Raw genomic sequence first — 18,766 nt, forward strand, 5'->3', positions numbered from 1 at the left:
CATCTGTCAGAGGATGGTTAGTTCATGAGATGAGCTAACCTCCTCTTTTTTTGTTTCAAAAAACAAACCCTCCAATAAACCACCAGCCTTTACTTCATTTGATATAGTGTAAACCTAATATCTGAAATGAGGTGGGGATTATGATTTTGTCCGTAAACAATCTCTCTGTACGATACGGAGATAAAGTTGCTGTCCAGGATTTAAACTTTCATTTAGGTGAAGGAGAAGTAATTGGTTTGCTAGGAGCTAATGGTGCGGGGAAATCCTCGAGTATTGCTGCAATTCTAGGGATCGAGAAAAGCGAATTTCAAAGGCTCGAAGTACTTGGGAAATCGCCATTCACAGAACGAAAGGAAGTGTTCCAAAACGTTGGCGTACAATTCCAAGATACGAATTTTCAAGATCGCTTAACCGTAGTAGAGGCATGTATCCAATGGCGTGCTTTATACAAAAAACCACAAGCTATCGATCCTTTACTTATAACCTTTGGACTGCATGAAAAGAAAAAGCAGCTAGTAAGATCGCTATCTGGCGGTGAAAAGCAGCGATTAGCAGTTTTGTTAGCCCTCTTGCCTAATCCTCAGCTCGTCTTTTTAGATGAATTAACAACGGGGCTTGATACAAAGGCGCGTAAGATGTTATGGAAACAGCTTTTAACTATGAAAGAAAACGGACTATCGATTGTACTCACCTCTCATTACATGGACGAAGTAGAAGCTCTCTGCGATCAACTAATCATTTTAAGAGACGGTAAAACGGTCGCCTTTGGTTCCATTCAAGAAATTATTACACTTAGTGGACAACCAACATTAGAGGATGCCTATTTATATTTTGCAGGTGAGGAGGAATGGGTATGAAATTATTTTGGACGCTACTAAAGATAGAGGGCAAGCTTGTTTGGAAAGGTATGGATATACTTATATTTGGGATCCTACTCCCGATCATTTTGGCGACTCTTTTTGGATATGTCATGAGTAAAGATCTGTCTGCCAGCGGAGCATCCATGTTTGAATTCTCTTACCCTGCAGTTATTTGTATTGGGGTACTCGCCACTGGCGTAATGGGTGTACCGCTTACCGTTGCTGACTATCGTCATCGAGGAATTCTAAAAAGATTCCAAGTAACACCTGTATCCCCAGTACATATATTGTTTGCTCAAGTTGTTATTCAATTATCCTCAGCACTAGTTTCATTTATTGGCGTAACTACTGTATATACTTTATTATTTGATTATGAAATGAGAGGCTCATGGGGAGTCTTTCTGCTAACTTATGCATTTGTTGTGTGTGCGATGTACAGTGTTGGGATTGCTATCGGCAGTGTCGTGCCTGATCAAAAGTCTGCAAATTTATGGAGTTCAGTGGTCTACTTCACAATGCTTCTATTCTCTGGCGCTACGATTCCATATGAAATTATGCCGCGTTTTCTCCAATGGATAATGGATATTATTCCGCTTTCACATGGTATTCATTTACTTAAACAAGTTTCGATTGGAGAGTCAATTCAGCACTTATTCTTTAGTATTATCATTCTTGTCTTATGTATATTGATTGGTTTAGGCAGCGCCATCAAATTCTTTAAATGGAAGTGAGGGAGGCGTAGGGATGTATAGCACCAAAGAAATAGCGAGTCTTGTTAACGTACATCCGAATACTGTTCGCATTTATGAAGAGTGGAAGTATATCTCTCCAGTGCCGCGTGCAGACAATGGATATCGAGTATTTTCGGAGCTTCATTTATTTCAGCTTCAAGTAGCTAGAACCGCTTTTCATTGTGAGATTATTCAAGGTCATAGTCGAGCAAAAGCACGAGCTATTGCAGAAGCCAGTGGGAAGAGTGATTACAAGCTGGCGTTTAAACTAGCACAGGTCTATTTGGCTCATCTTGAACAAGAATACCGACTAGCTTTAGAAGCCATTCAATTAGTTGAACAATGGCTCAGTGGCAATGAGTCATTGTCTAATCAGACTTATAATCGGAATGAAGTCACACAATTATTGGAATTAACACCTGAAATCCTAAGGAACTGGGAAAGAAATGGCTTAATAACCGTTCCCAGACTACCAAATGGTTATCGCATTTATACAGAACGAGAATTAAATAGAATGAAGATTATTCGTACATTGCGAGCAGCACACTATTCTATGAATGCTATTCTAAGATTAATAAATACAGCAGAACAATCAAAGGAACTAAGCATCAAAGAAATATTAGACACACCTGGAGAGTTCGAAGATATTGTCACAGTAACAGATCGTTTAATTTATTCTCTAGAAGAAGCGATACAAAAGGCAAAAGAAGTTATTCAACTATTAGAGACTAAAAATAATTATGATTTCCCGCTCTAGGTTGACAAGTTTAGGCATGCGTTTTAAACTGTTACCAAACTAAGGGATGGTTTAACATGATTCATGTAGAAACTGTAAAGTTATATACCAGAGGCTGCTCCGAACAAACGGATACAAACGATGAAACGTTGTCCGGAGCTTAATCAAAAGCGTATTGCTTTTATATCATCGAATGATAGCTAGTCCGATTTAGCGTGAAATGTCACGCTTATTTGGTTATGCTGTCTTTCGATGTTAATGATTAAGAGGCTGTAGACAATTTTCGTCTACAGCCTTTTGTGTTTATAATGCTCAGTTTCTAGACTGTCATTTATATGTTTGTGCCGTCTATTCGTGTACAGATAAGCAGAAGGCTTGTGCCCAAAGGGTGCAGTGTCTTCTGCTTTTTTTGCGTTCTTAATTAATTTCAGAAAAGAGGAATAGGAAATGAGTTTACTTGAGGTTTCTAATTTGGCACATGCTTTTGGCGATAAGGTCCTATACAAAAATGTCTCTATGGATTTGTACAAGGGAGAGCATGTAGGAGTGGTTGGACAGAACGGAACGGGTAAGAGTACGTTGATTAGCATCTTGACGGGGGAAGTGATCCCGGATGATGGAATGATAAAGTGGCAGCCCAATATTACAATCGGTCATCTCGATCAATATGCTGTCATGGATGGAAACTGTACGGTTCATAATTATTTAAGACAGGCTTTCTCAGAATTATACGAACTAGAACGAAAAATAAATGAGCTCTATGAAGAGTGCTCAGTAACTGGCAACGAAACGTTATTACAAAAGGCAGCAGACTACCAGGAACGATTAGAAGCGCTAGACTATTATTCGATGGAGAGCAACATCAGTAAGATGGTTACGGGTCTAGGGATCAACGCGATTGGAATCGACCGTCCCATCGAGCAGTTAAGCGGGGGGCAACGGACAAAAGTTATACTGGCCAAGCTTTTACTTGAACAACCTGATGTGCTATTACTCGACGAACCAACCAATTATCTAGATACCGAACATGTTAACTGGCTCGCTGAGTATTTGATTGCCTTTAATCAAGCGTTCATTGTTGTATCTCATAACTATGCCTTTCTCGATAAAATATCCACTAGCATTTGCGATATAGAGGGGGAAACGATTAAAAAATACCATGGTAAATACTCGGATTTTGTGAAGCAGAAGGAACATTTGCGAGAGAGTTATATCCGGCAATATCATGCACAGCAGAAAAAAATAGAAACTACAGAGCAATTCATTCGAAAAAACGGTGCGGGTGTTAATTCCAAAATTGCTCGTGGTCGCCAAAAACAGCTGGATAAGCTGGAACGAATCGCAGCTCCAACATTTGTATCCAAAGCGTCTATTCGTTTTAAAGAGCTCCCATGCACGTCACAAGTAGCGCTTAAAGTGGATCAATTAGTGGTTGGTTACGATAAACCTTTGTTGCCTAAATTGAAGTTCTCCATCCGTGGCGGACAAAAGCTGGTGATTACGGGGTTCAATGGAATCGGGAAATCAACATTGCTTAAAACATTGGTTGGAGAAATCAAAGAGATAACCGGTAGGTTTCAGTTCGCAGAACAAGTTAAAGTCGGTTACTTCGAGCAGGATTTAACTTGGGAAGATGATACGATGACTCCTATTCAGGTGATTTCAGCTTATGATCCAAAACTGACTGTAAAGGAAATACGTCGTCATCTGGCGCAGTGTGTGGTTAAAGATAACCTTGTAACACAGTCTATCCGTACGCTCAGCGGCGGAGAACAGTCTAAGGTTAAGTTGTGCCGATTACTGCTCTCACCATACAACTTCCTAATTATGGATGAGCCGACCAATCACTTAGATGCTGAAACGAAAGACGCATTGAAGAAAGCTCTAATTCATTTTAGCGGTACTGTTATTCTTGTTTCTCATGAAGAAGAGTTTTATCAAGGGTGGGTCGATCGTGTGCTTAACATAGGAGATGAAACCAGAAGTAAAGGAATTAAGTACTAATGCAAACCATGAATGACAATTGGAAAAGAAAAATAACCCTATTTCTAACGGCTCAAACCATCTCTTTATTTGGTTCCTCGCTGGTTCAATATGCGATTATTTGGTATATCACTCTAACTACCTCTTCAGGGGTGATGATGACGATATCAACCGTCTGCGGCTTTCTCCCGCAGATGGCGATATCGCTGTTTGCTGGGGTATGGATCGACCGTTATAGTCGTAAAAAAATGATCATGCTAGCGGATGGTATGATTGCGATCGCTACCCTTATCCTCGCTGTGATGTTTTTGATGGGTTATAAATATATTTGGTTGCTATATGTAATTTTGCTGATCCGAGCAGCAGGTACGGGCATACAGGTTCCTGCTGTGAACGCACTTATCCCTCAAATTGTTCCAAAAGATCACCTTATGAAGGTGAATGGAGTAAATAGTAGTATTTCATCCTTGATGATGTTTCTAGCTCCAGCAGCAGGGGGTGTGATTCTATCGATTAGTACCATAGAAACTGCCTTTTTTATTGATGTGATTACTGCAATTATTGGGATCGGTATGATGTGTATAATCGTTGTTCCAGTTCATGCTAAGTTGGAGGAGGTTCAGAAATCGAATGTACAAGACATTAAGGAAGGGTTTAAGTACCTAAAGGATCATGTCTTTATTAAGCAATTACTAATCTATTTATTTGTCGTAATGATACTGATCAGTCCAGCAGCCTTCTTAACCCCTCTAATGGTGAGTCGATCCTTTGGTCCAGAAGTATGGAGATTGACCGCAAGTGAGATGACTTTTAGCGTAGGGGCGTTAGTTGGAGGGATTCTGATAGCGTCATGGGGCGGCTTTAAGTCTCGTATGCATACCAACATTATAGCATGTGCTCTCTACGGTTTGCTGATGGTTGGACTTGGCATCGCTCCTATGTTTGCAATGTATTTATTGTTTAATTTGTTGATAGGCGTAACGATGCCTTGCTTTAACGCTCCTTTGACAGTGATGTTGCAGCAGAATGTGGAGCCGAAGTTGCAAGGTAGGGTGTTTAGTCTAGTTCAAGTGACGAACTCATGTGCTTTGCCACTCGGGATGGTGCTGTTTGGTCCGCTAGCTGATAGAGTCCAAGTGGAGACTATTCTTTTACTCGCTGGTATTGCAGTGATTATTTGCGCCTTCTATGCTGTGATTAAACTTCTTGCCTTAGCAAAGGACTACGATTAACATGAAGTTATTCCAAATAAATACAATCACAGCCATGTAGATCTTATTTCGGTAAATTGTGGAGGGGGTTTAGATATGTATATCAATTCATCTTCTTTAACACAGTTCCATAAAGGATTAGAGCTAAATGATTCATCACTCGAGCTATTCCTTAATCAGCATTTAGATCGTTATGATAAGTTGGAGCCGCATATCCATGCTTTTGTATCGGAAGAGAAAAGAACAGATAGAATCATGAGTGAAGTAGCGCTGCTAAGACAAACCTATCATGAGCTCCCAAAACCATCATTATACGGAGTTCCAGTAGGAGTTAAGGATCTAATTCATATTGACGGCTTACCCACTCGTGCCGGTTCAAATCTTCCTCCACAGGAATTAACACGTTCAGAAGGTAGTTTTATTAAAAAGCTGCGGCAAAAAGGAGTATGGTTCACAGGCAAAACGGTGACCGAAGAGTTCGCATATGCCGGGCATCTCCCAACTCGTAATCCTCATCATTTGGATCATACACCAGGCGGCTCTAGTGCAGGGTCTGCAGCGGCAGTTGCCACGGGTATGTGTCCATTTGCGATAGGCACACAAAGTTTGCGTTCTGTTATGGCACCTGCTTCTTTCTGTGGTGTTGTTGGATTTAAGCCAAGCTATGGACGTATCCCTTTGGATGGTGTTCAGTTGATGTCCCCTTCATTTGATACGATGGGATTTTTCACACAGGATATGGTTAGCATGGAGCGGGTCTCTTCAGAACTCATCTCGGAATGGAGGCCTTTCGAAGCTAACCGTAAACCCGTGCTTGGTATTCCAGAAGGGGTATTCATGACTTTATTGGAAGAGGACGCTAAACATACTTTTTGGAGCCAGATTAAGAAGTTGGAAGAGGCAGGCTTCGTCATAAAAAATGTTAAGATGCCATGGGAAGATAGTTTCATCTATGGGGATGGAATGTTGAGGTTAGTACAAGGGGAAATGGCTCAAGTTCATGCCGTACGATTTGAAAAATACAAAGATTGCTATGGGACTGCGATGCGTGATGGTATTGAATCAGGGCTAACCATCAGAGATGAGGAACTGGAGCGATATCGTAGAGGACAAATCAAATTGAGATATGATCTACTGGATGTTCAAAAGACAGAGGGGATTGATATTTGGGTCTCGCCCGCTCAAGCAGGAACTGCTCCATTGTGGGGAACAAGGACAGGATGGGCTGGAATGACGGCCGTATGGTCATACGCAGGAGCGCCAACTGTGAGCATTCCTTCAGCCACTATTCATAACATGCCTTTAGGATTTCAATGTATTGGGGCTTACGGGCAGGATGAAAAGCTTATATATTGGAGTAGACTTGTATCATTAGCACTGGGGTGAGCCTATTTGGGCTACAGATGGGGCAAGTTCGAGGTTAGATAACAGAGTGGGTCTTCAATACAATTGAAGATCTACTTTTTTTTGTATAAAGTGAGAGTTTTTCTGATAGGAATCGTCTATAGAGTATCGTGCTTCAAGGAGGCTTAAGGGTGAAGGGACATGTACCGAAAGTTGAAAAAGAGGATGAGAGGCAATGGATTCAAAATGTTCTGCATGGACATAAAGAAGACTATTCGTTTCTTGTGAATCGATATAAAAATAAAATTTATGGCCTTTTGAGAGGGATGGGGGCCGATCACCAAGATGCTCAAGACATCACTCAGGAGACGTTTATTAAAGCTTATCGTAAGCTGGCCTCACATGATTTAGATAAAAACTTTGCGGCTTGGCTGTATACCATCGCGACTAATTTATTGAAGGATCTTTGGAAAAAAACTCGTCCTACAGCAAGCCTATCAGACGATCTTGTTGAACTTTCCCTTTCAAATAATCCAGAGGAAGAATTCATTCGATCAGAGCATCGCACAGAGCTGCTTCACCTAATGCAGAAGCTGCCGCCTAATTATCGGATGGCTTTGCTGCTTCGTTACACCAATGATTTAAGCTATGAAGAAATGTGTACGCTCTTAGAGGTCCCTATAAGTAAAATTCAAAATGACCTTTATCGTGCGAAACAGCGATTGAAGCAAATCATGACACTCCAGGAGGTGAAGAGCGATGAAGTGCTTAAGTCCATTTGAGATCGAGCAATACATCCTAAGTACATCTACCTCCCGCCCATTGGAAGTTGTTGATCATGTTGCTGCTTGTACCCATTGCAACTTAATCTATCATATGCTATTGGAAGAACAAGAGGAGTGGTCGCAAGCGTTGTTTGAGGAGAAACTGCCAGAGTCTTTTACGGATCAAGTTATGGCTTCAATAGAATCAGTAGAACTAGAGAAAGTAAGGGTACCTAACATAAAGCGAAAGAATCCGAAGATTCTTAAGTTACTTAGATTAGCCATGGCAGCAGCTTTGCTACTGGTTGTTCTGAGTGCCGTGATTTTATATTCTGTACCCACATTGGCAGAGACTTTACGTTCTCTTTTTGTGAAAGATAATGTGGACATTGGCCTTTTGCGAGCGCAAGAATTTGGGTTGGTAGATCATCCTAATATAAAAGTGAAGGATAAAGGCTATACGATCAAAATTGACGAAGCCGTAGCAGATCCTACTCGTGTGATTGTCGCTCTACAGTTGTTCGGACCGGATGGTAAACATGACAGACATCGCTTGGGTTTTGGTGAAGGTAATAAGATTGAAGTTAAAGATGATCATGGAAAAGTCGTTGGAGAATTATACGATATGGGATTTACCAACGATTTTTACTATATGATCGCTAATTTTTCGGAGCCATTGCAAGCCGATCAAATTACAGTCGAAGGTCATATAACTGAGTTGGGAAGCAAGGGAAGAAATATTCCTATTTTACAAGGAGATTGGAATTTCAGTTTTTCGATGGATATGACAAAAGCGAATCAACAAACAACCTCAGCTCCCCTAACGGGTAGCTATACTTCTCCGGACGGTTTAACAGTGACTTTGAAAAGACTAACTCATATGGTTCAAGGTGTTCGTTTTGAATTTGACACTCAATTAAGTGAAGAGGCATTGAGTCGTTCTCCAGGTGAATTATGGAAGCAGCAGGGGATGAAGTTCCATTTTGAGGATAGCATGGGAGAAGAGATTCACAGTGTTAATGCGAGGAAATTACCGAGTAAGGATAGTGTAATGTCACGATCTTCGGCACCCGGTGATAAACCTGGATTAATGCATTGGAGCTATACATTTAAATATTTACCCCAGGATACGCCATATACTTTTGTGTTCGATGGGTATTTCATTCTAGAAAAGGATGGTTCGATGGTACAGTTTGAGCCATCCAAGTTGAAGGAGCATCCAATCCCCTTTGCATTTGATGGGGATGAGCTCATGTTAAATGATTTCACTGTGGAGTCGCCTCCCAATACCAATGGATCAACGAAGGAAGGTTCATTACATTTTAGCGGAAGATTGAGAAATGAATTTATGAACAGTGAGTGGATATTTAAAGACCTTGAGGGTAAAGAGTATCACCTGTCAGGGCGAGGAGGATATTCTACTGATGGGTCCGGATGGAAAGATGGTTATATCGTAATCGTTGAATCACAGTCAAATAACAAAAAGAATTTTTTTGAGTTCCGTGCTCATGGCCTTACTAAAATCCCTGATCAGCTTCAATTAATACGTACAGTAGTTAACCGTTTGTACACCAATGTAGATTGGACCGTTCCTATCATGGAAGTTAGCAAAAAATAGTAAAATCAATCTTTATGCTTCCAAATTGTACAAGCAAGATCTAGAGAATTCGCATCTCATATACTATCACAATCGAAAAGAGGTGGTAGTTTATGACTGCTGCAGAGAAGAGAAAAATTCAAAGAGCTTTAAATGCTTTGCGTAAGCAGAGAGTGATTCTGAAAGAAAGTCTTAGAAGAATTGAAGCATTACTTTGCAGGTTGCCTATTGGCAGTCGTGAAAGATTTGAATTGTTAGCAGTAAGAGACTCAATTGTCGAAGCGCTTCGACTCAATGCTATTGCTATAAGAAACTTAAAAGATGTTTCTTGTGCATGTTAAGTCCGCAAGATGCTATAGAAGCGGGTGTCGTTCATATAAGGACGACACCCGTTTTTCTTGGTGTAGTTTGTCTTTGAAATCCGTTATGATACTATAAGCTTAATGTGCCATAAACGTATAAAAGAGAGGGATACATACATGACCAGCAAACTATATTACAATTCTACATATCTGACTGACTGGCAAACCCGTATTACGGAAACGATAGAACGAGAAGATGGGCTGTATGTTACTTTGGAGGAAACTGCTTTTTATCCGCATGGCGGTGGGCAACCCTGTGATCTAGGGACTATACAGGATATCCCTGTACTTGATGTAATCAGTGAGGAAGATCTTATCCTACATAAGCTGGAACGTCTGCCTGATGATTTAGCTGTCAATTGTCAGATCGATTGGACGAGAAGATTCGACCATATGCAGCAGCATAGTGGGCAACATTTGCTCTCAGCAGTATGTCTTGATCTTTTACAGTTTATGACTCTAAGCTTTCATTTAGGTGAAGATTATTGCACCATCGACATAGAAGCGTCAGAACTGTCGCCTAACCAGCTTCATTCCATTGAGTGGGAGGTTAATCGGCAGATTTACCGGAACCATTCCATTCTTAGCTATTTTGTAACAGGGGAAGAAGCTTCCCTGCTTAAACTGGTCAAACAGCCAAAAGTGACGGAGAACATCCGGATTGTAGAGATCAAAGATGTTGAATATAACGCTTGCGGAGGTACGCATGTATCTTCAACAGGTGAAATTGGTATGATTAAGCTTCTGAAAGCGGAGAAACAAAAAGGTAATACGCGGATTTATTTTAAATGTGGTTACCGTGCTTTAGAGGAATTTAATAACAGTCTGCAAATCCTTGGAGCACTATCTTCCAAGTTCAATACGGGAAAAGATGAAATTATCGATCGAATTGAAAAGTGGGAGAATGAACAAAAGCAACTGCAAGCGGAAATTACACTACTAAAAGATAAGAATGATGATTATATCGTACAGGAGCTTTTAGCACAACAAGAAGGAAAACTGATCGCAAAAGTATTCGAGGATAAATCACTGAAAGATTTACAAAGTTTAGCTAACAAGCTTACCGCGAAATGTGATGTTCCAGTTTTATTGGCTAGTTCTGCTGAGAATAAGGTTGTGTTTGCGCAGAATGGCAGCGCAGAGATTTCCTGTGGAGCTTTTTTCAAAACGCATCTTAGTACCTACAATGGAAAAGGTGGAGGCAGCGATAAATTAGCGCAAGCTGGATTCCCGACTTGGGACGATGCTTTGGCGTTTTACGAGTTTGCTAGAAGTTAAGATTACAATTAAAAGACAGATGACCTGACTGCGGTAGTCTCCGTGGATCAGGTCTTTTTTGCATGATGAAAGGGGACAATAAGAAACTTTTTCCATAAATTGTCGTCTAATTACATATGATTATAAAGTCGAGGGAGAAGAATAGAAATGAATAAATGGAAGGTAACGCTAGGAATCATAGCTGTTTTGATTTTAAGTACAGGGTATGGATCTGTATCTGCGCAAGCAGAACGCCAAATTCAATTCAACTTTAAAGAAATTGGAATCAGCAGTAAACAGGTCATCACAGAGAATACAACTTTTGTGCCTCTGAAATCACTCGCGGATGCTATGGGGTACACATTATCTTGGGATCAACAATCCAAAACGGCCAAACTTGTTCGTCCTGAAAGAGAGGTTATTTTCACAACTGGTACTGTAAAGACAAAAGTAAATGAAGCAGTGGTGAATTTAACGAAATCCCCACGTATTATTAAAGGTTCAGTGTATGTGCCATTAGTCTCAGTGGTCAGTGCACTTGGAGGTAAAACGGGGCTTAATAAAACGGATGGGGTTATCCAGATCGTAGATGAAGCTAGATTGGTTTCTGCTTCTGTAGATGGTAGATCCTATTGGATATCTCAGAAAAACGGAGATTTGTATTACCGTGCTACCTCAGCTGGAAAACCAGTAATTATTGGTCAACTACCGTTCAAGGAATCAGCCTACAACTATGCTTTTGAGGTCAAGAAAATTGTCAATGGCACGGATCTTCTCCAGTTAACAGACAATCATTATGCCATGTTCACCGATTTCAATAGCAGCTATCAAGTATTGGTCAATGCAGGCACTATTCTCAAACAAATGAATTATCAATATATGAATGCTGCTTATCCACATGCGCCGCAAGTGCCTTCTACTCAGTTGTATATGACAGATGGGAAGAACGTACAGTATATTACTAAGGATGGCGATCTAGGGAAGTTATTTGAGATGGAGAAGCTAACCGGGGCAACAGGAGATTTCATCGTGGAGTATGCATCGGAGGATGTGGCGCTCATACGTTTACTAGATACGACACACTTATATTTGGTTTATAGCAGCTCTGAGGAAATCATCAATCTCAGCGAACAACTGATAACCAGTGAGGATCGTAAGGAATGGGATAGAGTGAATGATGGCAGAGATCCATATGTTTTGACCAGAATGTTAGTATTGAAGGGTCGCAAAGGGAATGTGCTGACATTTACCTATACTCCAATCCTTGAGGAAAAAGCAAAAACAGTGACATTTACACTTCAATCCAAATAATTGCAGTTACTTTTATGTAACAAGAAAAAAGAGCGATGTTAAGAATCGCTCTTTTTGTGTTTAGGATTATTTCATCATCATCGTACTTCCACCCTTAATCTGAACAGGTTGATCATTTACAGATACCCAGACATCAATAGCAGAGTTGTTACGGATGACCGTTTTGTCAGCACTCATTTTCAGTGAATACAGCGCAGTGACATAATCATAAATCTCTATATTGGTTGCGTACCAAATATCCGGATGTCCGCCAGCTTGTTGGCAAAAGGACTCGATAAGCTCCCAATTGTCCTGCTCAGCAAATTCATAACTATGACCCCAAACATAACAGAGTCTTAGTTTTTGGGATGGACCCTCCGTTGTAAATCGCTCCCATACGTGATGGAGATCTTCATTATGTTGGCATGTTGGATGCCACTCCATGAAATTCAGAGGCATATCAAACTGTTTGGTAGAGTGGACAGTACGACTGTATTCAATCCCAACAGACTGAAGTGGCGCTATGATTTCTGGAGAGTATGTACCGTAAGGATAGGACATCCCACGTACCGGATAATCCACTAGTTTCTCAAGTCGCTTACGGTCTTCAAACAGTTCTTCGATCACCATAGGTAAAGGAAGACGTTCTAGATGTGGATGAGTAACAGAATGGGCAGACACCTCGTGGTTTCTAAGCGAATGTTTAACATCAGCAGAAGATAAAAATCCGGGTGCGTTTATCATAGCGCTATTTAGATGGAAAGTACCTTTAATCCCATATTGATCAAAAATCTCTGCCAAGCGAATATCGTGTTTTTGTCCATCATCATAGCTCATAGTAAGCGCCTTGGGCAATCCGCCCGGGAATAAATTAAATTGAAGCTTCATGAATTCACACTCCTATTCATATGTTCATTTTGAAATTACCTCTTCCAATTATAGACCTTATAATCGGATTCCCCGTCTTTACAATGAAAGTGTTTACAGAAAGAAATACACTGATAAGAGGAGGGACTGCCTGTCTGACTTTCTCTATGTTGTAAAACTATTATATGTGATAGACAGAAGAAACTCACTCTCATATTTTAGCACTAACTTACTAATTGCCCCAATCTTTTTAATCAGTAAAATATTTATTTGGCTATATGTGAGTGGAGGACGATTGATAAAAGGTTGCGATAATAACAATTGAGGATTTGAACCGTGGTGTTACCCTCATGTCCAAAAAGTTAAAACTGACGTTGCATAAATGTGTTAGTTCAGTTGTATGATATAATTGTTGAAAAAAAGGCATAGGGAGAACTATATGACTACAATCATTGATAAAATCGCTTGGATTCATATCGAGAACGGACAAGTTTTATGTGCGCGTTCCAAAGGGAAAGATACCTATTATTTGCCTGGAGGAAAAAGAGAAGCCGGGGAAACAGACGAGGAGACGCTTTTGCGCGAAATTGAGGAAGAAATCTCTGTTCAGATTAAGGCTGATACCGTCTCTTATTTTGGAACCTTTGAAGCAGAGGCTCATGGCAAAGCAGAAGGTGTTACAGTAAAAATGACCTGTTATATTGCGGATTATGAAGGGACATTAACGCCAGCGTCCGAAATCGAGGAATTGACTTGGTTAAGCTATAAAGATCGAAATCGTGTGTCTGTAGTTACCCAAATTATTTTTGATCAATTGCATGAGAAGAATTTGCTCTTATAAATCAACTATAAAAAAAGTTTTTGAAGTCCGTTTTAAGCCCGTACGAAGGCTTGAGACGGTCTTTTTATTTCTACAAGCAACAGCAGCTGCTGGGCAATAACAACGTTTCTTCTCATTTAGGACAGATGTCCTTTTTTAAACCCTTGAATTGCTTTTTAATATGTAAGAGATCGAAGTTGAGGAGAGAGAGAAATGAGAGGGATTATATTTGCATTTTTAGCGGGGGCTTGTATTACGTTACAGGGAGTGTCAAATGCTCGAATTAGTCAAGATATCGGGACTTGGCAGGCGGCGACAATTACACAGTTAACGGGGTTTATCATGTCCTTCCTAATTCTTTTGTTCGTTAGAGATGGGAAATGGGGAGGAATAAAGCAAGTAAATCCCTTATATTTGATCGGCGGCGCTTTTGCAGCTGTAATTATTTTCAGTGAAGTAACTGCCATTCAGCAAATCGGTGTTACATTTACAATATCCTCGTTGTTGATTGCTCAGCTATGTCTGACCTTCTTGATTGATATTAAAGGCTGGTTTGGATTGGAAAAACGAAAGATGAGATTACCGCAGTTCATCGGCATCGGGTTGATGATAGCTGGTGTTGTGATACTAAAATTCTAACAACCTTGAGTATAGTCGATAAATGGAGGAATTAAGTTATGGTTATTGGGTTGATATTAGCGCTTATTGCGGGATCACTCGTGAGTCTGCAAAATATATTTAATACGAAAGTTAACGAAAAGGTTGGTTCTTGGGCAACGACAACTTTAGTGTTAGGGATGGGATTCCTAGCTTCATTTATTATGAGTCTTATCGTTGAGGGAAACCGGATATTTACTTTGAGAAATATGGAGCCTTGGTATTGGATCAGTGGTTTGATCGGAGTCGGGGTGGTATTATGCCTTGTGCAAGGTACTAAACGACTGGGCCCAACGTATGCGATTTCGATCGTATTGATCTCTCAGCTTGGGTTCGCACTACTCTGGGATTCACTAGGCTGGTTAGGGCTTGAGAAGGTTCCTTTTACTTGGAAACAGTTGCTTGGAGTACTGGTTATTATTGGGGGTATCCTCGTATTTAAGCTAGGTGGCGAACGGGAGACGCAGAAGGCAGCTTGATTTATTCTCAGACTCATGTCTGTCAATATAAAAGTGATGGCAGTCACACGAGGCTGGAACTAATTCAAATTATACTTTGGGAAAGTACTCGCTCAAATATAAAAAAGGAGTGGATCATCCTATGTTCATACAATTGAACTCCCAAACTATTGAAAAGTTAGAAAAAAACCTTGGTGAACGACCAGGATATTTTAAATTATTTTTCGACACAGAGGGCTGTGGTTGTAATGGTGTGATCGTAATTCAGATCATTAGTGAACCCCATCCTACAGATATTGAAGTTCAGAAAGAGCCTTTTACTTTTTTTGTTGACCGACAGCAGGAATCTTTATTTGATGAACAGATGCGGCTTGAAGCAGATGAGAATTACCCGTCGTTCAGATTAAGAAGTGATTCGAGTCTGTTAGGAAGTAATATTCGAGTAAAAGATATTCGATAGGCGGGTCGGAGCAGTTGAATGTAGAGTGAGTAGAGTGGCTGATGAAGCGATTCTGCACACTTTTTTTATTGCTTACTATGTCACGGCGTGATATAGTCACGTTGAGACATATTTAATTGTGACGTATAAACGCTGTTACGTAATAAGGGAGCTGGGCATGTTGAACCCTGAGAAAGTGTTGAAAAAATATGTACCCATGACTGAAACAGCTTTCTATATTCTTTTATCCTTAGATGAACCACGTCATGGATATGGGATAGTGAAGCATGTAGAGAAAATCACGAAAGCACGCCTTTTGTTAGGCTCAGGTACTGTTTATGGCACGTTAACGAAGATGCAAAAAGATGGGATGATTACTGTTTTTGCTGATGAAGAGAGAAAAACGGTTTATGAAAGAACAGACTTAGGGACGCTAATTCTTGCTACTGAGATCAAAAGGCTTAAAGAGTTGCATGAGAATGCTATAAAATATGGGGGTGATGTAGATGATCATCAAAATATTTAAACCCTTTTGGAGTTATGATGTTCAGAAAACCGAAGATTGGTTGGCTTCTATGGCGCAAAAAGGTTATGAACTTATCCGAATCAACCGTTTAACTAGATATTTTTACTTTCAACAGGTTGAATCGAACGTAGCTAACTATCGGATCGTATTCGATAAAGTTCGAAATCCATCCCTTTCTAAAGGATTATTAAATTTTGGATGGACGAAGGTGTTACAGAACGGCAAATGGGTTGTGACGATGAATAGGCTGCCTTTAGAACAGATAAGAACATTTCCTGATCGAGAAGGGATCGTAAAGCATAACAAGAAGATCATGTATATTTTTATGGGGATATTGATTTATTTAATGGTTGCATTCCTCAATGTAATTTTAATAAGTGCAATAGCAATGAGTGTATCCAAATTTAATCATTTTAATGTTTTCAGTGGACCGTATGGTTTTATTCCCGCTACTGCATTGGGGCTTAGCGTGATCTTGTGTATTTTCACAGTGTATTCGTTGATCACATTAAACAAGACTAACAAAAGAATAACAGAAGAATTCTTACAGCCCAGCAAGTCAAATGGTCAAGTGACACCCCTTCGGCAAATCATACTAAGTAAAAATGAAGAAAAGCGTTTGAAAAATTCAGGTCAACTTGTTATGAAGTGGAAGCCTGGATGGATGTATGCGCCAGATCGGCTTGAGGCGTGGCTAGAGGGAATGGAAGAAAAGGGATATAATCTGTACAAAGTTGGCAAAACAGGTGCTGCCTTTTATTTTATAAAAGGGAAACCTCGTAAGGTGTGTTATTGTGCGGACTTACAAAATACTGCAGACACCAATTACTTCAACTTTCACATGGAATCTGGCTGGGCATGTCTGTATAAATCAAGTTCATGGACTCAAAGATGGGTTGTATGGGGCCAAGAATATGTACCGGGTGAAGCAAAACCGCAAATATACAGCGATAAGTTAAATCAACTGAAACTAGCTAGACGTATAGCCTTAACTTATTCTGCTATGTTCTTGCCCCTTATAATTGTATATACGTATACCATAGTAATTAACATTAAATTATCGACTTACTCAAATCTGGATCGATTGCAGCTCATAAATTTGATTTTGTTCGCCATATTAATTCTCATGTTTGGCTCGTATGTAAGTCGAACTTGGCTATATTACAACCGTCTTCGTAAACATCATCTATAATATCGAGGAGGTGTATGATGCAACAGAACATTTATGACAACCCTGAGTTTTTTCAAATGTATAAGAACTTAAGGGAATCAAGAATTACATACAATGACTTTATTGAACAACCTGCAATAAGAGGGTTACTTCCAGACCTACAGGATTTAAACGTTCTCGACCTTGGCTGCGGTTTTGGTGAAATGGCAAACTATATGATTGATAACAAAGCGTCACACGTAACAGGAGTAGATATATCAGAGAAAATGTTAGCTATGGCAGGGAAGCGACCTGAGATCCTTTATATACAGGGCTCTATGGAGGAAATCAATTTTAATAGTAATGAATTTGATTTGGTAGTAAGTTCGTTAGCTTTTCATTATATTGAGGATTACAAAACACTCATTAGTAGGATTTCAGAATGGATTAAACCCAATGGGCATCTGGTATTTTCAACAGAGCATCCGGTTGTTTTATCAAATAAGAGCCAAAGTGGGTGGGTTAAAGATCCTGATCATAATATCCTACATTGGCCTATTGATAATTATGGAGAAGAAGGTCTCAGAAGCCAGTTTTGGGGAATTGACGGCGTCATAAAATATCACAGGAAACTTTCAACATTACTTAATACGTTGATCCAAAATGGACTAACTGTTGAAGAAATGGTTGAACCCGAATCCATAGCTGAGGGACTGGAAAAGATGCCCAAATTATTAAATGAGAGAAGGAGACCTTCATTTCTAATAATTAAGGCTAGGAAAACGCTTATCCATGGAAAGTAATCTTCAGTTATTAATGAACTTTACCATCCGGTTGAGGACGATTCCTTTATACTTATGTATACAGCATCTGATGTAAGGAAAATAAGGGGAGTGTTTGTATGCATGAAATACCTCATGAGGATTATTATAAAGTGAAGCCGCTACTTCAAGGAGAGCATATCCATCCCGAAATTCTCTCTGTGATTGAAGGCAATAATCCAGGTTGGATCTTTGTGGATCAACTTACAGCACCAAAGAGTGCGTTAGTATGGAGTCAGGGAATTGAAGGGTTTTATCTTATCGGCGATCACACCAATCAAGCCTTTATCCATGCACTGGACGGTTATGTAACGAGTTATATAGTACCTAGAATGAAGGAACTTGGGATGGAACATTTCGAAGTTTCTGGTCAACATGAGGAATGGAATCTGGAATTGATGTTTCCTACTAGGAAGCTATATCCGTTTGAACAGATGGTGTTCAAGTTACTTCACAAGCCGCCTACGACACAGACTAATGGGATTAGAACTATAAATCTTAAAATGCTGGATTGGGAAAACTTAGATCTAAAGAATATAGAATTTGTACATGAAAATATTGATTTATTCTGGTCATCGAAAGAAGACTTTGCCGAAAAAGGCTACGGATATGCTGCTGTTGAGGGATCTGAGGTTATGGGTGTGTGTTATTCTAGTTTTGTTACACAGGATACACACGCAATCGGAATTGAAACCCTTCCTAAATATCAGAAACAAGGAGTGGGGACACATTTAGCAGCGCTAGTAGTTGAAGATGTGCTTGCCAATGGCTTTATTCCTTACTGGGATTGTTCACTGGATAATGAAGCTTCGAAAAAATCGGCACTACGATTAGGGTTTCAGCAGATATATCAATATAAGTGTGGTGCTTTTGCGATATGACCATTTATGTGA

Annotated in this window: 20 protein-coding genes; 19 read left to right on the forward strand and 1 reads right to left on the reverse strand. The window is 39.9% G+C overall.

The annotated features are described in order from the left end of the window. Window positions 1-140 precede the first annotated feature (140 nt). The 11 genes from NST74_RS14060 to NST74_RS14110 all read left to right on the forward strand — a co-directional run bounded on the left by NST74_RS14060 (window position 141) and on the right by NST74_RS14110 (window position 12,156). A complete protein-coding gene (locus NST74_RS14060) occupies window positions 141-857 on the forward strand; it encodes an ABC transporter ATP-binding protein (RefSeq protein ID WP_341112646.1) in 717 nt (238 codons plus the stop codon). Next, window positions 854-1,591, forward strand: a complete 738-nt coding sequence (locus NST74_RS14065; RefSeq protein WP_341112647.1) for an ABC transporter permease — start codon at window positions 854-856, stop codon at window positions 1,589-1,591. The genes NST74_RS14060 and NST74_RS14065 overlap by 4 nt, the downstream gene beginning before the upstream one ends. Before the next feature lie 13 nt (window positions 1,592-1,604). After that, window positions 1,605-2,348 carry a MerR family transcriptional regulator gene (locus tag NST74_RS14070; RefSeq protein ID WP_341112648.1) on the forward strand — a complete coding sequence of 248 codons (744 nt, stop codon included), beginning with the start codon at window positions 1,605-1,607 and terminating at the stop codon, window positions 2,346-2,348. Between the two features lie 426 nt (window positions 2,349-2,774). Further along, window positions 2,775-4,331, forward strand: coding sequence for an ABC-F family ATP-binding cassette domain-containing protein (locus NST74_RS14075; protein WP_341112649.1), 1,557 nt, complete (start codon window positions 2,775-2,777; stop codon window positions 4,329-4,331). 8 nt (window positions 4,332-4,339) lie between these two features. Next, a complete protein-coding gene (locus NST74_RS14080; protein WP_445668191.1) occupies window positions 4,340-5,542 on the forward strand; it encodes an MFS transporter in 1,203 nt (400 codons plus the stop codon). Between the two features lie 75 nt (window positions 5,543-5,617). Further along, window positions 5,618-6,907 (forward strand): amidase, encoded by a 1,290-nt coding sequence (locus NST74_RS14085; protein WP_341112653.1) that lies wholly within the window; start codon window positions 5,618-5,620, stop codon window positions 6,905-6,907. 149 nt (window positions 6,908-7,056) lie between these two features. After that, a complete protein-coding gene (locus tag NST74_RS14090) occupies window positions 7,057-7,647 on the forward strand; it encodes an RNA polymerase sigma factor (RefSeq protein WP_341112655.1) in 591 nt (196 codons plus the stop codon). After that, window positions 7,625-9,247, forward strand: a complete 1,623-nt coding sequence (locus NST74_RS14095; protein WP_341112656.1) for a DUF4179 domain-containing protein — start codon at window positions 7,625-7,627, stop codon at window positions 9,245-9,247. Before NST74_RS14090 ends, NST74_RS14095 begins: the two co-directional genes overlap by 23 nt. Before the next feature lie 92 nt (window positions 9,248-9,339). Continuing rightward, window positions 9,340-9,567, forward strand: coding sequence for a hypothetical protein (locus tag NST74_RS14100; RefSeq protein WP_042127526.1), 228 nt, complete (start codon window positions 9,340-9,342; stop codon window positions 9,565-9,567). Window positions 9,568-9,705: 138 nt separating this feature from the next. Beyond that, a complete protein-coding gene (locus NST74_RS14105; RefSeq protein ID WP_341112658.1) occupies window positions 9,706-10,866 on the forward strand; it encodes an alanyl-tRNA editing protein in 1,161 nt (386 codons plus the stop codon). A gap of 147 nt (window positions 10,867-11,013) precedes the next feature. Further along, window positions 11,014-12,156 carry a copper amine oxidase N-terminal domain-containing protein gene (locus NST74_RS14110; protein WP_341112659.1) on the forward strand — a complete coding sequence of 381 codons (1,143 nt, stop codon included), beginning with the start codon at window positions 11,014-11,016 and terminating at the stop codon, window positions 12,154-12,156. Between the two features lie 66 nt (window positions 12,157-12,222). On the opposite strand, the gene NST74_RS14115 is transcribed toward NST74_RS14110, so the two are convergent. Then, window positions 12,223-13,023: a polysaccharide deacetylase family protein gene (locus NST74_RS14115; protein WP_341112661.1), complete on the reverse strand. Its 801-nt coding sequence runs from the start codon at window positions 13,021-13,023 to the stop codon at window positions 12,223-12,225. 418 nt (window positions 13,024-13,441) lie between these two features. Between NST74_RS14115 and NST74_RS14120 the strand changes: the two genes are divergently transcribed. The 8 genes from NST74_RS14120 to NST74_RS14155 all read left to right on the forward strand — a co-directional run bounded on the left by NST74_RS14120 (window position 13,442) and on the right by NST74_RS14155 (window position 18,754). Further along, window positions 13,442-13,843 (forward strand): NUDIX hydrolase, encoded by a 402-nt coding sequence (locus NST74_RS14120; RefSeq protein ID WP_339291035.1) that lies wholly within the window; start codon window positions 13,442-13,444, stop codon window positions 13,841-13,843. Between the two features lie 192 nt (window positions 13,844-14,035). Beyond that, window positions 14,036-14,461 carry a DMT family transporter gene (locus NST74_RS14125; protein ID WP_341112663.1) on the forward strand — a complete coding sequence of 142 codons (426 nt, stop codon included), beginning with the start codon at window positions 14,036-14,038 and terminating at the stop codon, window positions 14,459-14,461. A 38-nt stretch (window positions 14,462-14,499) separates the two neighbouring features. After that, window positions 14,500-14,958 (forward strand): DMT family transporter, encoded by a 459-nt coding sequence (locus NST74_RS14130; protein ID WP_042127538.1) that lies wholly within the window; start codon window positions 14,500-14,502, stop codon window positions 14,956-14,958. A 121-nt stretch (window positions 14,959-15,079) separates the two neighbouring features. Next, on the forward strand, window positions 15,080-15,397 hold the full coding sequence (locus NST74_RS14135; RefSeq protein WP_076118512.1) for an iron-sulfur cluster biosynthesis family protein: 318 nt from the start codon (window positions 15,080-15,082) through the stop codon (window positions 15,395-15,397). Between the two features lie 157 nt (window positions 15,398-15,554). Further along, window positions 15,555-15,902, forward strand: a complete 348-nt coding sequence (locus NST74_RS14140; RefSeq protein ID WP_375102862.1) for a PadR family transcriptional regulator — start codon at window positions 15,555-15,557, stop codon at window positions 15,900-15,902. Next, complete coding sequence (locus NST74_RS14145; RefSeq protein ID WP_341112666.1) at window positions 15,883-17,094, forward strand: DUF2812 domain-containing protein; 1,212 nt, start codon at window positions 15,883-15,885, stop codon at window positions 17,092-17,094. Before NST74_RS14140 ends, NST74_RS14145 begins: the two co-directional genes overlap by 20 nt. A 14-nt stretch (window positions 17,095-17,108) precedes the next feature. Beyond that, window positions 17,109-17,855 carry a class I SAM-dependent DNA methyltransferase gene (locus NST74_RS14150; RefSeq protein ID WP_341112669.1) on the forward strand — a complete coding sequence of 249 codons (747 nt, stop codon included), beginning with the start codon at window positions 17,109-17,111 and terminating at the stop codon, window positions 17,853-17,855. A gap of 98 nt (window positions 17,856-17,953) precedes the next feature. Continuing rightward, on the forward strand, window positions 17,954-18,754 hold the full coding sequence (locus NST74_RS14155; protein WP_341112671.1) for a GNAT family N-acetyltransferase: 801 nt from the start codon (window positions 17,954-17,956) through the stop codon (window positions 18,752-18,754). Window positions 18,755-18,766: the final 12 nt, after the last annotated feature.

The organism is Paenibacillus sp. FSL F4-0125, assembly GCF_038008565.1.
In the GTDB taxonomy this organism is placed as follows: Bacteria; Bacillota; Bacilli; order Paenibacillales; family Paenibacillaceae; genus Paenibacillus_AQ.